Raw genomic sequence first — 14,199 nt, 5'->3', positions numbered from 1 at the left:
CGCCCCCACGTTAGTTGCGAATATGGCAAAAATCGCGGTACGCCTCTCACTCGGCCCCGAGGTGCGCGACCAAGCGCACCTCAAGCATCATAGCGCTGGAAGATCAAGCAGGCGTTGGTTCCGCCGAAGCCGAACGAGTTGGAGAGCGCCACATCGATCTGGCGCTGGCGCGGCTTGATGGGCACGAGATCGATGGCCGTTTCGCGCTCGGGATTCTCGAGGTTGATGGTGGCCGGAGCGACGTTGTCACGAATGGCAAGGATCGAGAAGATCGCCTCCGCAGCTCCAGCCGCACCAAGCAGGTGCCCGATCGACGACTTGGTCGAGGACATCGATATCTTCGAAGCGGCATTGCCGACCAGCCGCTCGACGGCGGCAAGCTCGATCGTGTCGGCCATCGTCGAGGTGCCGTGCGCGTTGATGTAGTCGATGTCGGAAGCCGTAAGGCCCGCCCGCTTCAACGCCGCGACCATGCAGCGATACGCGCCGTCGCCATCTTCGGCCGGGGCGGTGATGTGGTAGGCGTCGCCTGTAAGACCATAGCCGGTCACCTCGGCATAGATCTTCGCGCCACGCGCCCTGGCGTGCTCCAGTTCCTCCAGGACGAGGACGCCGGCGCCCTCGCCCATGACGAAACCGTCACGGTCGCGATCATAGGGTCGCGAGGCCTTCTCAGGGGTGTCGTTGCGGTCCGTCGACAATGCGCGGCATGCGGCAAAGCCGGCCAGCGAAAGCCGATTGATCGGGGCCTCGGTGCCGCCCGCGACCATCACGTCGGCATCGCCGAAGATGATCAGCCGAGCCGCATCGCCGATCGCATGAGCGCCAGTAGAGCAGGCAGTGACGACCGCGTGATTGGGCCCCTTCAGCTTATGGCGAATCGAAACCTGGCCCGAGACCAGGTTGATGATATTGCCCGGAATGAAGAATGGGCTGATGCGGCGCGGCCCGCGCTCCTTCAGGATGAGGGCGTTTTCGGAGATCCCTTCTATCCCGCCGATTCCGGAGCCGATCATGACGCCGGTCGCGTTGCGATCGGCCTCAGTCTCCGGCTTCCAGCCGGCATCGGCCAAGGCTTCGTCGGCAGCGGCAATCCCATAGAGGATGAAATCGCCGATCTTGCGCAGTTCCTTGGGTTCCAGGACAGCTTCTGGATTGAAGGTTCCGCCGCTGCCGTCGCCACGCGGGATTACGTGCGCGATCTTGCAGGGCAGATCCTCAACATCGAACTGATCGACTCGGCGCGCAGCACTACGGCCGCTGAGCAGCTCCTTCCAGCTGTGCTCCGCACCCATGCCAAACGGGGAAACCAGACCAATCCCTGTGACGACGACGCGTCTCATGCCAAGCCTTCTCGGACTTGCGCATTGCAACTTACGGGGATCAGGCCGAAGCCTTCTCTATATACTTGACCGCGTCACCGACGGTGAGGATCGTCTCGGCCGCGTCGTCCGGGATCTCGACGCCGAATTCTTCTTCGAACGCCATCACGAGCTCGACGGTATCGAGGCTGTCCGCGCCAAGATCGTCGATGAAGCTCGCAGACTCAGTCACCTTATCGGCATCCACTCCAAGATGCTCGACAACGATCTTTTTGACGCGCTCTGCGGTATCGCTCATGTGGGCATCCTCGTAATTTCGTCGGTTTGCTAATTTCAGTTAACGGCCGGAAAGCCGCCGATCAAGGTGAAACATGTTCCCCGCGAGACGCGAGGAGTTACCTGCAATTCTGCTTTCCGCAGGCGGGTCGCAGGCGCATTACACGAAAATTTGCCTGTGTCCAAGGCGAAAACGCCGACTTAACAGGCTTCGTCAGATCATCGCCATGCCGCCATTGACGTGCAGCGTCTGGCCGGTCACGTAGCTGGCCTCGTTGGAGGCGAGATAGATAACAGCGGAAGCAACCTCGGCGCCCGTTCCCATGCGCTTTGCCGGGATCGCGGCCATGATCGTCTCTTTCCGTTTGTCGTTGAGCTTGTCCGTCATTGCGGACTCTATAAAGCCCGGCGCAACGCAGTTCACGGTGATATTGCGGCTGGCGATCTCCTGCGCCAACGACTTGGAAAAACCGATCATGCCGGCCTTGGAGGCGCAGTAATTCACCTGGCCCGGATTGCCGGTGACTGCGACCACCGAGGTAATATTGATTATGCGTCCGAAGCGCCGCCTCATCATCGGATGCGTCAGCTCGCGGGTAAGCCGGAACATGGCAGCGAGGTTGACTTCGAGCACGGAATCCCAGTCCTCGTCCGACATCCTGACGAACAAGCCGTCCTTGGTGATACCCGCATTGTTGACCAGGATATCGACGCCTTCGAGCTCGGCTTCCGCCTTCTGACCAAGCGCCTTCACTTCGTCGCGCTTCGAGAGGTCGGCCGGAAATATCTTGGTACGGCTGCCGAGTTCGCCCGCCAGCGTTTCGAGCTTCTCCACGCGCGTGCCATGCAGGCCGACGGTCGCACCCTGGGCGTGGAGGGCGCGTGCAATAGCCTCGCCGATGCCTCCCGATGCGCCAGTGACCAGCGCCTTACGTCCGGTGAGATCGAACATGTCTGAACCTTTCAAATAGAAGCCGGCGAACGCATTTCCGGATGTTTCGTATCACTTGCCGAGCGCCGCCACTGCCGCTTCGACTTCGGCGGGACTCCCCACCGCCGCCGTCGCGACATCACGGTTGATTCGCCTTGCTAGGCCGGAAAGAACCTTTCCCGCGCCGATTTCGTAGAGCGTCCCGACGCCGTTGCCGGCAAACCATTCGACCGTCTCGCGCCAGCGTACGCGGCCTGTAACCTGCTCGACCAGCTTTGCCGCGATCTCCTCGGGCTCGCTCAGCGGCTGAACCGAAACATTGGCGACGACTGGAATCATGGGCGCGGACTTCCTCACCGCCGCCAGCGCGTCCCGCATGACGTCGGCCGCAGGCTGCATCAGGGCTGAATGGAAGGGCGCTGAGACGGGCAGCATGATGGCGCGCTTGGCGCCCTTCTCAGTGCAGAGACGTGCGGCATGCTCCACCGCCGGTTTTGCGCCCGAGATCACGAGCTGTCCGCCACCATTGTCGTTGGCGATCTGGCAAACCGACCCCTTCGCCGCTTCGGCGCAGGCAGCCTCGACTTCGGCCTGATCGAGGCCGATGATCGCCGCCATCGCCCCCTCCCCGACCGGCACAGCCTGCTGCATGGCGTTGCCGCGCGTGCGCAAGAGACGAGCCGTGTCGGCTATCGAGAACGTGCCCGCGGCTGCGAGCGCGGAATATTCACCCAGCGAATGGCCGGCAAAGTAGGCGACCTTGCCTTTCGGCTGAAACCCACGGGCTTCCAAAGCGCGGAAAGCCGCAAGCGACACGGCCATAAGCGCGGGCTGGGCATTCGCGGTCAAGGTGAGGACATCCTCCGGCCCTTCCCAGATCACCTTCGAAAGCTTCTCGCCGAGCGCGTCGTCAACCTCTTCGAAGACCCGCCGGGCCTCGGGAAAAGTGTCGGCAAGGTCCTTACCCATGCCCACAGACTGGCTGCCCTGCCCCGGAAAGGTAAATGCAATGGCCACCTGGAAACTCCTGCGAGTTGTCGTTCGAGCGCCGTGTGACGCCCGCACGCGCGGGTGTCAAGGCTCCGTGCCCTGCCCACTCCTATTCGATTGCCCGGCTGCAGACCACCGGGAGCGAGCATGCATTGCACATTCCTGAACGTCATCAGATAGTTTCGCGCTAGCACTGTGGCAAAGGGCGCAGAAGGGGCGCCCTTGCCATTTCTGCATTTCCCTTGTATCAGCCGCCGCAATCTGCCGGTCCCAGCTGGGGGCTGAACGGAGGGCCGGGCCCGCCAAGCTTTTGGTTGGTTCGTCGTGAAGCCAGAAGGTCTTCCGCCTCCCGTGTCTCCGCTCTCGACCGTCTCGGAATGCGCCTTTCTTCCCGTCCTCGATTTTTCGAAGGCATGGGTCAGAAGAAGTCGCAGAGGCTTAGCCGCCGGAACCGGTAGAGAAACAAAGAAAGGCAGAGAATGGCACTATATGAACATGTGTTTCTCGCCCGTCAGGATCTGACGCAGCAGCAGGTCGACGACCTTGTCCAGCATTACAAGGGCGTCGTCGAGGCGAATGGCGGCAAGGTTGGCCGGGTCGAGAATTGGGGGCTGAAGTCCCTCACCTATCGTATCAAGAAGAATCGCAAGGCTTATTACACCCTCATGGATCTCGACGCGCCGGCGAAGGCGCTCAATGAGATGGAGCGGCAACAGAGCCTTTCGGAAGACGTGCTGCGCTTCCTCACCGTCAAGGTCGACGCTCACGAGGAAGGTCCGTCAGCGATGCTGCAGAAGCGCGACCGCGACGAGCGCGGCGACCGGGGCTTCGGCGACCGTGGCGACCGTCCGCGCTTTGGCGACCGTGACCGCGGCCCGCGCAGCTTCGGCGATCGCGAAGGCGGTGATCGTGGCGACCGTGGCCCGCGCCGCCCTCGCGAGGGTGCTGAAGGGAGTGCAGAATAATGGTCGACATCAACCAGATCCCGACCCGCCGGCCGTTCCATCGCCGTCGCAAGACTTGTCCTTTCTCCGGCGCCAACGCGCCGAAGATCGACTACAAGGACGTGCGCCTGCTGCAGCGCTACATTTCCGAGCGCGGTAAGATCGTGCCGTCGCGCATCACCGCGGTTAGCCAGAAGAAGCAGCGCGAACTCGCCGCGGCGATCAAGCGCGCCCGCTTCCTCGGCCTTCTGCCCTACGTGGTGCGATAAGTTCCGGCGGCGGGCGGCTAGCCGCCCGCGCCACCCTGCCGCGACGGGCGCGGCCGGGTAATTGAAATCCCGAGTTGGGCGTTCAGCCTGAACTGGATGCCCTAACTGCCTCAGGCAGGACAGCGACCGAAAGCGCATGGCGCTCTGCTTCCTGCCTGTTCCAAATTTGGATCGATCGCGGTCCACCATGAAAGGAACAGAACGATGGAAGTCATTCTTCTCGAACGCATTTCCCGCCTCGGCCAGATGGGAGAGACCGTCAAGGTCAAGGACGGCTACGCTCGCAACTTCCTTCTCCCGCAAGGCAAGGCACTGCGCGCCAACGACGCGAACAAGCAGAAGTTCGAAGGCCAGCGGGCGCAACTCGAGGCGCGCAACCTCGAGCGCAAGTCGGAGGCCGCAAAGGTCGCCGAACAGCTCGACGGCAAGAACTTCGTCGTCGTGCGCTCGGCCGGCGAGACTGGTCAGCTCTACGGCTCGGTCTCGACGCGTGACATCTCGGATATCCTGACCGCCGAGGGCTTCACCGTCGGCCGCAATCAGGTCGAGCTCAACCAGCCGATCAAGTCGATCGGCCTCGTCAACATTGCGATCGCGCTGCATCCCGAGGTCGAGGTGACGATTACGCTGAACATCGCCCGCTCGGCCGAAGAGGCAGAGCGGCAGGCACGCGGCGAAACGCTCACGACCGCCGAGGCGATCTACGGCGAGGACATTAACGAGAACGCGCGGCCGGACACCTTCTTCGACCCGAATGCGGAGCAGGAGGAAGGCGAGGAGAACGCCTGAACTCCCCCTGGACCAATAAGTGGACCAAAGCCCGGGTCGAATGATCCGGGCTTTTTTATGCCAGGGAGAACTTTTCAGCCCGCTACTGTTTGTCGCATAATGAGGGGTCTGCTTTCGAATTGATGCCGAGCCATGACCTCTTTCTTGCTGCGTTTGATCAGGAAAATTATCCGCAAGGGCAATCTGCGCCTCACAACCGCCAACGGCGTCGTCCACGCATTCGGCGACGGCAGCGGCGCTCCGGTGCACCTGCGAATCAACAGCGCGCGCGCCGAGCGCTCGATCGTGCTCAACCCGTCGCTTGCCGTCCCCGAAGCCTACATGAACGGCGATCTCGACTTCCTCGAGGGCGACGTGCTGCAGCTCCTGCAGGTTGTCTACGTCAACACCGGCCCATCCGGCGTGTTCGACCAGAGGTTGGCAAGGGCGGCGGAGAGCCTGCGCTATGCGGTGCGTCGCGTGCATCAGCTCAACACGACAGCTCGGTCAAGGCGCAACGTTCAGAGGCATTATGACCTGTCTGGAGAGCTCTACAAGCTCTTCCTGGACAAGGATATGCAGTATTCCTGCGCCTATTTCGAGCGGCCCGACATGACGCTTGAGGAGGCGCAGCTCGCCAAGAAGCGGCACATCGCGGCGAAACTGCAGATCAAGCCCCGCCAGACGATCCTCGATATCGGATGCGGCTGGGGCGGGCTTGCGCTCTACCTCGCCCGCAACTTCGACGTTGACGTGCTCGGCGTCACTCTGTCCACCGAACAGCATGCGGTCGCCACCGAGCGCGCCCAAGCGGAAGGGCTCGAGCATCGCGTTCATTTCGAGATCAAGGACTACCGGCACCTGTCCGAAAGGTTCGACCGGATCGTGTCGGTCGGCATGTTCGAGCATGTCGGCGTGAACCACTACCACACATTCTTCGACAAGATCGCGACGCTGCTCAAACCGGACGGCGTGATGCTGCTGCATTCGATCGGCCGATTCGGGCCGCCTTCAGCTACGGCAGCCTTCATCCGCAAATACATCTTCCCGGGCGGTTACATCCCTGCAATTTCGGAGGTGATGCCGGCGGTCGAGAAAGCCGGGCTCATGACCGGCGACATCGAGATTCTGCGCCTCCACTACGCCGAGACGCTGAAGAACTGGCGCGAACGCTTCATGGCCAATCGCGACAAGGCCAAGGCGATCTATGACGAGCGCTTCTGCCGGATGTGGGAATTCTACCTGTCAGGCTCCGAAGCGGCATTCCGCTGGCAGGATATGATGAATTTCCAGATACAGCTTACGCGCCGCAACGACACGCTGCCGATGACGCGGGGCTACATGGAGAAATGCGAGAAGGCGCTCGCGCTCCACGAGATGGGACATCAGCCCGTCGAGACCAAGGTCGACCCCAAGCCCGCCGCGGAAGCCAAGCCGGGGCGCAGGCGCAAAGTCGCAGACTGAAGAGTTCGGTTAGCGTCGGCTTACCGTCTGCGGGCCTGGTGAGCCGCTCGTTCGCACTCTACTCTCGGCCCGCTGCGACGACGCACGAAGAACCGTGTGGGCCGCCGTAGCCCGACACGGCCTCTGTCATGAAGGCGCTGCGCGCCGCTTCCGTCAGCCCGTCGTCGTCTTCTTCTTCGCGGTGGAGGAGGAGGTGTGCTTCCCGGTCCGCGGGTGCGGTTTCTTGTGACGATGCGGGTTCGTGCCGGCACCGGAAGTGTTCGGCTGGGGGGTAGCCTGCGGGGTGGTTTGGGCATTCGCGCTCGTGGTCGCGAGAAGTGGTGCCGAGAAGGCGACCGCGAGGGCAAGGCTGAGAGCTGCGAGCAATGATTTTGTCATGGACTCGTTCCTGTCATGGTAGGTTCAGCGGGCCATAGAGCTGGTTCAATCACTGTCGATCGGCTTCGCTCCGAGTAGCTTCAGAGCTTTCGCGAGGTCCCGGATTCCCTGTGCCCGTTTGTCCCGGGCACAGCCGGACGCGTTGTTTCTGAAGCACGCTCGCCGCGGCGACCTGCTTGTCCGCGGCATTTGCTTTGTTGGCGCTGTCGACTGCCGGCTCAGCCGGCAGCAACGCTCCGCAGGGGTGATCGTGACCTCGGCGAGGGAGGGCGCTGCCGGCCGCGACCGAAGCGATCGGCAGCATTGCAATCCCACAATCGACAAGAGCCCGATCCATCGGCGTCCCCGGTGCGAGACGGACGCCTGCCATCCGGCGACCGCCCGACCGTTATGGCCGTGTGGCTTTTCCTGAGTTTTTCCGATTTGTTGAATTTTGTTTCCGCTTTGTAGCGGCGGCGATCGGGTGCTGCCCAGGTTCTGCCCTCCCGTCCTCGTCCGGCCTCCCGCCGAAGCAAATCTTTTCGATCTTCTGAAGCGCCGACGCCTATAAGATCGGGAATGGACGAAAGTATGTGGACATTCGCATGATCCCGGCCTGACGCGAATGTTCACAGACCTAAGGTCCGCTCCCGACCAAGCACAGAAAACCGTGCGGGCCGCCGTGGCCCGACACGGTCTTTGTAATGAAAGCGCTCCGCGCCGCTTCCGTCAGGACGACGTCTTCTTCTTCGTGGTCGTGCTGGGGGCCGCGGAGGAGGTGGTGTGCTTCTTCTTCTTCTTCGTGTGCTTCGTGGTGGTCGGGTGTGTCGTCTGGGTCCCGTTCTGCATGGTGCTGGTCCCCTGGGCACTGGCGCTGGTGGTCGCGAGAAGTGGTGCCGAGAAGGCGATCCCAAGGGCCAGGCTGAGGGCTGCGAGCAACGATTTGGTCATGGTCTGTTTCCTGTCATGCTAGTTTCAGCGGGCCATGGAGTTGGTTCAATCGATGTCGATCGGCTTCACTCCGAGCAGCTTCAGAGCTTTCGCAAGGCTCCGGATTCCCTGTGCCCGCTTGTCTTGCGCACACAGCCGGACCCCCCTCTTCTGAAGCACGCTCACCGCGGCGACCTGCTTGTCCGCGGCTTTTGCCTTGATGGCGTCGTCGACCTGCCGGCTCAGCCTGCTGCAACGCTCTGCCGGGGTGATCAGGTCTTTCGTGAGGGACGGCGCGCTGCTGGCCGCGATCAAAGCGGCCGTCAGCATTGCAAACCCACAGTCGACTAGACCACGATGCATCGGCATCCCCGGTGCGAGACGGCGCCTGCCATCCGGCGACCGCCCGACACTTATGGCCGCGTGGCTTTTCCCGAATTTTTCCGGTTTGTTGAATTTTGTTTCTGGCTTGTAGCGGCCGCGCGCGGCACTGGCCATAAACGCCGCTTAGCTCTAATTTGCCGGCGCCGTTAGAGCAGAATGAATTCGAGCGGTGTCATTCATCCTGGCTCTAACTCGTTGTTTCGTCGCATGATCTTGTCCGAAAAGTCTGCAACTTTTCGGGATCATGCTTTAATAGCGGTGCGCGAGGTCCCGCGTGAAATCCGATGCACATATTCTAATCGTCGACGACGACACCGAAACCCGGACTCTCCTGACTGATTTTTTCCAGAAAAGGGGATTGAGCGTCTCTGTGGCCGGAGACGGCGACGAGATGCGCGCCGTGATCCGGCGCAAGCCGATCGATGTCGTTGTCCTCGATGTCATGCTGCCTGACGCCAATGGCTTCGATCTCTGCCGCGAGCTTCGAGCCCACTCGCCAGTGCCCATCATCATGCTCACGGCCGTGACCGAGACGACCGACCGCGTCGTCGGGCTTGAGATCGGCGCGGACGACTACGTCCCGAAACCGTTCGATCCGCGAGAACTTCTGGCGCGCATCCGGGCGGTGCTGCGTCGCTTCGATCCAGCTTCGACCGCAGCCAGGACGGCCCCGCAGATCTACGGTTTTGCCGGCTGGACGCTCGATTGCGCCCGCCGCCGTCTCATGGCGCCGGACAAGGTCCGTGTCGAGCTGACCAATGCCGAGTTCAACCTCCTCCAGGCCTTCGTCAGGAGCGCGCAGCGGGTGCTGACGCGCGATCAGCTGATAGAGCTCGCCGGCGGCGACACCGGATACAGCTACGACCGCAGCGTCGACATCCTGATCAGCAGGCTACGACGGAAGATGGAAGACAACCCGCGCACCCCGAAGCTGATCCGGACCATACGTGGCGGCGGATATCAATTCGTCCCGGAGGTCGTATCCGAATGAGGCGCCTGCTACCGCAAACCCTGCCAGGCTGGGTCCTGATCATCGTGATCGGCGGCCTGCTGATGTGGCAGATCGGCACGTTCGCAATTGTTTCGCATGACCGCCAGACCGCGAACGACATCCTCGAGCTCTACCACGTCAACGAACGCGCATTTTCGCTGATCCAGCTGCTGTCGGCAGCCCCAAACGAAACAGAACGCAAAACGATCGCAGCTGCCCTATCCAACTCCAGCTATGCACTCGTGATTTCCGACGATCCGGTCGTCACATCACCGATCGCCTCTGACGATACACTTGCCGAGCTGGAAGACGTCATGACGGGGCGCCTGGCGAAATTTGGCGTGATAGACGCTCGCGTGCGTCGCGACCCGCCCAGCCCGCCGGGCGCCAGGATACGCCAGACCGCGGAGGATCCCGACATCGGCGACGTCGAACGCCAGCTGCTGTCGTTGGCTGCGAATTTCGCCCAGAGCGAAAAACTGACAGCGTCCATTCAGTTTGCCGATGGACAATGGTTGAACTTCACGACGCCGGTGACGCCTGTGCAACCGCTCCTCAACGAAGAGAGCCTCCCGCTCTATGGGGCAATCGGGGCCCTCGTCCTGGTCATGTCGATCTGGTCGATTCGCCGTCTCACCGCTCCCTACCGGCTCATGGAGGAGGCTGTGAAAAGGATCGGCAGCGATATCAAGAGCCCTCCGGTATCGGAGCAGGGCAGTCGGGAGTACCGTTCCGCGGCGAAGGCAGTCAATGCCATGCAGTCCAAGCTCCGCGAATATGTCGAGGATCGCGAGCAGCTGGCCGCGGCGCTGGCACATGATCTGCGCACGCCCCTCACCCGGATGCGGCTGAGGATGGAGAACATCAAGCAACCGGCGCTGCGCAACGCGCTTTCCCATGACATCGGCGAAATCGAATCGATCGCCCGCTCGGTCGTCGACTTCGCAACGATGGAGGTCGTGGAGGAGGAGCCGGAGCGAATCGATTTCGGATCGCTCGTGTATTCGATCGCCGACGCCTATGCGGCCGCCTCTTTCGACGGGCCTCCGCCGAAATCGCGCAGCATGATCTGCTCGGCTCGCCCGGTTGCCTTGAAGCGCTGCATAACGAACCTGATCGAGAATGCGATCACTTACGGCAAGCGAGTGCGGCTCAGCCTTGCGCAGTCGGAGCGGGAAATCGTCCTGACCCTGCTCGACGAAGGGCCTGGCATTCCCGAGGCCGAGCTGGATTCGGTCTTCCGCCCGTTCGTGCGGATCGACAAGTCGCGTAACCGTCAGACCGGGGGCCTTGGACTGGGCCTCACCATCGCCCGGAACATTGCACGGGGGCTGGGCGGTGAAATCAGGCTTTCCAACAAGCAAGAAGGCGGCTTGAAGACCGAACTGCGCCTGCCGCGCGCGGCTTGAGGCGCGCGCCCGTCGCCCCTGCGGTTGCAATTCTCACAACTGCGTCTATCGGTAGCTCGGCCATGAGGGGCAGAGATCGGCCCCTGCTTGTTCAGTTATTCCTGGGTTGATCCGCATGACCTACTTGGTCTTCGCCACGGCGGCGGCTGCAGAAATTGCAGGCTGCTTCGCTTTCTGGGCCTGGTGGCGGCTGGACAAGACGGTGCTTTGGCTCGTGCCGGGCATCCTGTCGCTGATCGTCTTTGCCTGGCTGCTCACATTCGCCGGGACAAATGCTGCGGGCCGCGCTTTTGCCGCTTATGGCGGCATATACATCGCCGCGTCACTAGTCTGGCTCTGGGCGGCCGAAGGTATCCGGCCCGATCGATTCGATGTCGTCGGCGCTGCTATCTGCCTTGTCGGAGCGTCCGTGATCCTGCTGGCTCCGCGCGGTGCATAGGCATGGAGCTGCCGTCCTTTCTGAGGCAGGGCATCGACCGGATGCTGGAAGGCGTGCCGATCGCCGAACTGCGGCATTCGGCCGAGCTTTTGTCTCGGCGTTACCGAGCCGAGATGCGGGACGGCAAGCTGCATCTGGCGGACGAGTTCGCCGTCAAAGCCTATCTGGCGACACGCCTGCCGGCCACTTACGCGGCGATCAGGGCAGCCATGGGCGGTCTGTCGGAGGCCTTGCCTGAGTTCGGGCCCAAATCGCTCCTCGACATAGGCGCGGGTCCGGGGTCGGCGCTTTGGGCGGCAGCCAATTGCTGGCCCGGGCTCGAGCAAGCCGCGCTGGTAGAGGCCAGCACAGCGGTGCGGAAGGCAGGAGAGGAGCTGATGTCGGATGCGCCGTTACCGCACGCGCAATGGATCACGGCCGACCTCGCCGGCGCGTTTCCGACGCTGAGCGCAGCCGATCTTGTGACGATCGCCTATGTATTGGACGAACTTCCGCCAGCTGCGATCGGACCGCTCGTCGAGCGGTTATGGGAGTTGACGGCCGGTGTGCTTCTGATCGTAGAGCCGGGCACGCCGGCCGGATGGGGCCGCATCCTCGAGGCGCGACGGCAACTCGTGGAGCTCGGTGCGCGCCTGGTCGCGCCCTGCCCGCATGAGGCGCCCTGTCCGTTGAAAGCGCCCGACTGGTGCCATTTCGCCCGGCGTGTCGCCCGCTCGCGGCTGCACAGATTGGCGAAATTAGGCGACGTGCCCTGGGAGGACGAAAAGTTCATCTATTTAACAGCTTCGCGCATGCCCGCCGCCCCGCCAGGGGCACGTGTGCTCGCGCCACCGCGTTCCGCAACAGGGCGCGTGACGCTGAAGCTTTGTCATAGCGACGGGACGGCAAGCGAACTGGCGATGAGCAAGCGGGAGGGCGCGGTCTACAAGCAGGCACGACGCCTCGACTGGGGCGACATATTCCTGCCTGGCCGCTGATTGCAGGCACATAAACGTTCCTGATATGTTCTTCAACAAACTGAGTCGCGCAAAAGGCGCAGTCAAACGGAATCGCGGGTCGGGTTTTTGTCTCTTGTGGACGAGCCTGACGTGCTGTGAATCGTGTGCACGGCACGGCGATTCTTTAACCGGCTGCCAGCTCAGGTGATACTGCAAATCGGGGATACGAGACGGGGAAGTCATGGCAGAGGCATTGCGCAAGATCGCTGCGGCGGAGACGCCGCTCTACCGCGAGGCGCCAAACAATATCGAGGCGGAGCAGGCGCTGCTCGGGGCAATCCTGGTAAACAACGATGCCTTCTATCGCGTCTCGGATTTCCTGAAGTCCTCACATTTCTACGAACCGCTGCACCGCAAGATCTATGAGGTCGCAGGCGAGCTCGTCCGCATGGGCAAGCTTGCCAATCCGGTAACGATCAAGACCTTCCTGCCGGCCGACGAGAAGGTCGGCGACATGACGGTCACTCACTATCTCGCGCGCCTGGCGGCCGAAGCCGTCACCGTCATCAACGCGGGCGATTATGGCCGGGCGATCTACGACCTCGCCACACGACGTGCGCTGATCACGGTCGGCGAGGATATGGTCAACATCGCCTATGACGCGCCGGTCGACATGTCGCCGTCGGAGCAAATCGAGGACGCCGAGCGCAGGCTCTTCGAGCTGGCCGAGACCGGCCGCTATGACGGCGGCTTCGAGAGCTTTTCCGACGCCATCAAGACCGCGGTCGACATGGCCAGCGCCGCCTATCAGCGTGACGGCGGACTATCGGGCATATCGACCGGGTTTCATGATCTGGACCAGCGCATGGGCGGGTTGCAGCCTTCAGACCTGATCGTTTTGGCGGGCCGTCCCGGCATGGGCAAAACCTCACTCGCCACGAACATTGCCTACAATATTGCCGCCGCCTATCAACCGGCCCAGCAGGCCGATGGCTCCTTCAAGGCAGCGAATGGCGGTGTCGTCGGCTTCTTTTCACTCGAAATGTCGGCCGAGCAGCTTGCCACCCGTATCATCTCGGAGCAGACCGAAATCCCGTCGTCGAAGATCAGGCGCGGAGACCTGACCGAAGCCGATTTCCACAAGCTCGTTGCCTATACGCAGGAAAACCAGAAACGCCCGCTGTTCATCGACCAGACCGGCGGTATCTCTATCGCTCAGCTTTCGGCCCGCGCCCGACGCCTGAAGCGGCAGCGCGGACTGGACCTCATCATCATCGACTATATCCAGCTGATGACCGGAGCTAAGAAAGCGGGGGAAAATCGCGTCCAGGAAATCACCGAGATCACGACCGGCCTCAAGGCGCTGGCCAAGGAACTGGCGGTGCCGATCATCGCGCTCTCTCAGCTCTCCCGCCAGGTCGAGAACCGCGACGACAAGCGTCCGCAGCTTTCGGACCTGCGTGAATCGGGCTCTATCGAGCAGGACGCCGACGTGGTGATGTTCGTCTACCGCGACGAATACTACCTCAAGAACAAAGAGCCGGAGCGCAACACACCCGAGCATCTGGCGTGGGAAGACAAGATGCGGGAGATGCAGGGCAAGGCCGAAGTGATCATCGGCAAGCAGCGCCACGGGCCTACCGGCACGGTCATGATGGGCTTCCAGGGCGAATACACGCGCTTCTTCGACCTTGCGGAGGATAGTCATTTGCCGGACAGGTTTGAGTAAGTTGGCGGCCAGTATCGGAATTTCTGCGGGAGAGGCTGGCGGGACAGCGCCCCCCTCT

General features: G+C 62.2%; 16 protein-coding genes. 9 read left to right on the top strand and 7 right to left on the bottom strand.

Going from position 1 to position 14,199, the window contains the following annotated elements; all coding sequences use genetic code 11:
* Positions 1–80: 80 nt before the first annotated feature.
* The 4 genes from fabF to fabD all read right to left on the bottom strand — a co-directional run bounded on the left by fabF (position 81) and on the right by fabD (position 3,546).
* On the bottom strand, positions 81–1,343 hold the full coding sequence (gene fabF / locus SAZ10_RS05760; RefSeq protein WP_318608230.1) for a beta-ketoacyl-ACP synthase II: 1,263 nt from the start codon (positions 1,341–1,343) through the stop codon (positions 81–83).
* Between the two features lie 40 nt (positions 1,344–1,383).
* On the bottom strand, positions 1,384–1,620 hold the full coding sequence (locus SAZ10_RS05755; protein ID WP_318608228.1) for an acyl carrier protein: 237 nt from the start codon (positions 1,618–1,620) through the stop codon (positions 1,384–1,386).
* Between the two features lie 192 nt (positions 1,621–1,812).
* A complete protein-coding gene (gene fabG / locus SAZ10_RS05750) occupies positions 1,813–2,550 on the bottom strand; it encodes a 3-oxoacyl-[acyl-carrier-protein] reductase (protein ID WP_318608227.1) in 738 nt (245 codons plus the stop codon).
* A 51-nt stretch (positions 2,551–2,601) separates the two neighbouring features.
* Positions 2,602–3,546: an ACP S-malonyltransferase gene (gene fabD, locus SAZ10_RS05745; protein ID WP_318608226.1), complete on the bottom strand. Its 945-nt coding sequence runs from the start codon at positions 3,544–3,546 to the stop codon at positions 2,602–2,604.
* Positions 3,547–3,998: 452 nt separating this feature from the next.
* Here fabD and rpsF point away from each other — a divergent pair, with 452 nt between their 5' ends.
* The 4 genes from rpsF to SAZ10_RS05725 all read left to right on the top strand — a co-directional run bounded on the left by rpsF (position 3,999) and on the right by SAZ10_RS05725 (position 6,964).
* Positions 3,999–4,484, top strand: a complete 486-nt coding sequence (gene rpsF, locus SAZ10_RS05740) for a 30S ribosomal protein S6 (protein WP_318608225.1) — start codon at positions 3,999–4,001, stop codon at positions 4,482–4,484.
* A complete protein-coding gene (gene rpsR, locus SAZ10_RS05735) occupies positions 4,484–4,732 on the top strand; it encodes a 30S ribosomal protein S18 (RefSeq protein WP_318608224.1) in 249 nt (82 codons plus the stop codon). Before rpsF ends, rpsR begins: the two co-directional genes overlap by 1 nt.
* Before the next feature lie 204 nt (positions 4,733–4,936).
* Positions 4,937–5,521: a 50S ribosomal protein L9 gene (gene rplI, locus SAZ10_RS05730; protein ID WP_318608223.1), complete on the top strand. Its 585-nt coding sequence runs from the start codon at positions 4,937–4,939 to the stop codon at positions 5,519–5,521.
* A 132-nt stretch (positions 5,522–5,653) separates the two neighbouring features.
* Complete coding sequence (locus SAZ10_RS05725) at positions 5,654–6,964, top strand: cyclopropane-fatty-acyl-phospholipid synthase family protein (RefSeq protein ID WP_318608222.1); 1,311 nt, start codon at positions 5,654–5,656, stop codon at positions 6,962–6,964.
* A 153-nt stretch (positions 6,965–7,117) separates the two neighbouring features.
* On the opposite strand, the gene SAZ10_RS05720 is transcribed toward SAZ10_RS05725, so the two are convergent.
* The 3 genes from SAZ10_RS05720 to SAZ10_RS05710 all read right to left on the bottom strand — a co-directional run bounded on the left by SAZ10_RS05720 (position 7,118) and on the right by SAZ10_RS05710 (position 8,749).
* Positions 7,118–7,342: a hypothetical protein gene (locus SAZ10_RS05720; protein ID WP_318608221.1), complete on the bottom strand. Its 225-nt coding sequence runs from the start codon at positions 7,340–7,342 to the stop codon at positions 7,118–7,120.
* A 708-nt stretch (positions 7,343–8,050) separates the two neighbouring features.
* Positions 8,051–8,272 carry a hypothetical protein gene (locus tag SAZ10_RS05715; protein ID WP_318608220.1) on the bottom strand — a complete coding sequence of 74 codons (222 nt, stop codon included), beginning with the start codon at positions 8,270–8,272 and terminating at the stop codon, positions 8,051–8,053.
* A 45-nt stretch (positions 8,273–8,317) separates the two neighbouring features.
* The gene (locus SAZ10_RS05710; protein ID WP_318608219.1) at positions 8,318–8,749 is read right to left on the bottom strand and encodes a hypothetical protein; all 432 of its coding nucleotides are present in this window, start codon (positions 8,747–8,749) and stop codon (positions 8,318–8,320) included.
* Between the two features lie 160 nt (positions 8,750–8,909).
* Here SAZ10_RS05710 and SAZ10_RS05705 point away from each other — a divergent pair, with 160 nt between their 5' ends.
* The 5 genes from SAZ10_RS05705 to SAZ10_RS05685 all read left to right on the top strand — a co-directional run bounded on the left by SAZ10_RS05705 (position 8,910) and on the right by SAZ10_RS05685 (position 14,141).
* A complete protein-coding gene (locus SAZ10_RS05705; RefSeq protein ID WP_318608218.1) occupies positions 8,910–9,626 on the top strand; it encodes a response regulator transcription factor in 717 nt (238 codons plus the stop codon).
* Positions 9,623–11,035 (top strand): ATP-binding protein, encoded by a 1,413-nt coding sequence (locus tag SAZ10_RS05700; RefSeq protein WP_318608217.1) that lies wholly within the window; start codon positions 9,623–9,625, stop codon positions 11,033–11,035. Before SAZ10_RS05705 ends, SAZ10_RS05700 begins: the two co-directional genes overlap by 4 nt.
* 115 nt (positions 11,036–11,150) lie before the next feature.
* Positions 11,151–11,474, top strand: coding sequence for a YnfA family protein (locus SAZ10_RS05695; protein WP_318608216.1), 324 nt, complete (start codon positions 11,151–11,153; stop codon positions 11,472–11,474).
* 2 nt (positions 11,475–11,476) lie between these two features.
* Positions 11,477–12,451 carry a small ribosomal subunit Rsm22 family protein gene (locus tag SAZ10_RS05690; protein ID WP_318608215.1) on the top strand — a complete coding sequence of 325 codons (975 nt, stop codon included), beginning with the start codon at positions 11,477–11,479 and terminating at the stop codon, positions 12,449–12,451.
* Positions 12,452–12,653: 202 nt separating this feature from the next.
* A complete protein-coding gene (locus SAZ10_RS05685) occupies positions 12,654–14,141 on the top strand; it encodes a replicative DNA helicase (protein ID WP_318608214.1) in 1,488 nt (495 codons plus the stop codon).
* Positions 14,142–14,199: the final 58 nt, after the last annotated feature.

The sequence above is a fragment of the Mesorhizobium sp. BAC0120 genome (genome assembly GCF_033542235.1).
Classification (GTDB): domain Bacteria; phylum Pseudomonadota; class Alphaproteobacteria; order Rhizobiales; family Rhizobiaceae; genus JAWRCU01.
This window is presented reverse-complemented; position numbering and strand designations above follow the sequence as displayed.

Excerpts from the sequence above, each read along its gene's own strand:
- SAZ10_RS05695 (WP_318608216.1), top strand. The coding sequence starts at position 11,151 with ATGACCTACTTGGTCTTCGCCACGGCGGCGGCTGCAGAAATTGCAGGC.
- SAZ10_RS05715 (WP_318608220.1), bottom strand. The coding sequence starts at position 8,272 with ATGACCAAATCGTTGCTCGCAGCCCTCAGCCTGGCCCTTGGGATCGCC.
- SAZ10_RS05700 (WP_318608217.1), top strand. The coding sequence starts at position 9,623 with ATGAGGCGCCTGCTACCGCAAACCCTGCCAGGCTGGGTCCTGATCATC.
- rpsR (WP_318608224.1), top strand. The coding sequence starts at position 4,484 with ATGGTCGACATCAACCAGATCCCGACCCGCCGGCCGTTCCATCGCCGT.
- SAZ10_RS05725 (WP_318608222.1), top strand. The coding sequence starts at position 5,654 with ATGACCTCTTTCTTGCTGCGTTTGATCAGGAAAATTATCCGCAAGGGC.
- fabG (WP_318608227.1), bottom strand. The coding sequence starts at position 2,550 with ATGTTCGATCTCACCGGACGTAAGGCGCTGGTCACTGGCGCATCGGGA.
- rpsF (WP_318608225.1), top strand. The coding sequence starts at position 3,999 with ATGGCACTATATGAACATGTGTTTCTCGCCCGTCAGGATCTGACGCAG.
- SAZ10_RS05720 (WP_318608221.1), bottom strand. The coding sequence starts at position 7,342 with ATGACAAAATCATTGCTCGCAGCTCTCAGCCTTGCCCTCGCGGTCGCC.
- SAZ10_RS05710 (WP_318608219.1), bottom strand. The coding sequence starts at position 8,749 with ATGGCCAGTGCCGCGCGCGGCCGCTACAAGCCAGAAACAAAATTCAAC.
- rplI (WP_318608223.1), top strand. The coding sequence starts at position 4,937 with ATGGAAGTCATTCTTCTCGAACGCATTTCCCGCCTCGGCCAGATGGGA.
- fabF (WP_318608230.1), bottom strand. The coding sequence starts at position 1,343 with ATGAGACGCGTCGTCGTCACAGGGATTGGTCTGGTTTCCCCGTTTGGC.
- SAZ10_RS05755 (WP_318608228.1), bottom strand. The coding sequence starts at position 1,620 with ATGAGCGATACCGCAGAGCGCGTCAAAAAGATCGTTGTCGAGCATCTT.
- SAZ10_RS05685 (WP_318608214.1), top strand. The coding sequence starts at position 12,654 with ATGGCAGAGGCATTGCGCAAGATCGCTGCGGCGGAGACGCCGCTCTAC.
- SAZ10_RS05690 (WP_318608215.1), top strand. The coding sequence starts at position 11,477 with ATGGAGCTGCCGTCCTTTCTGAGGCAGGGCATCGACCGGATGCTGGAA.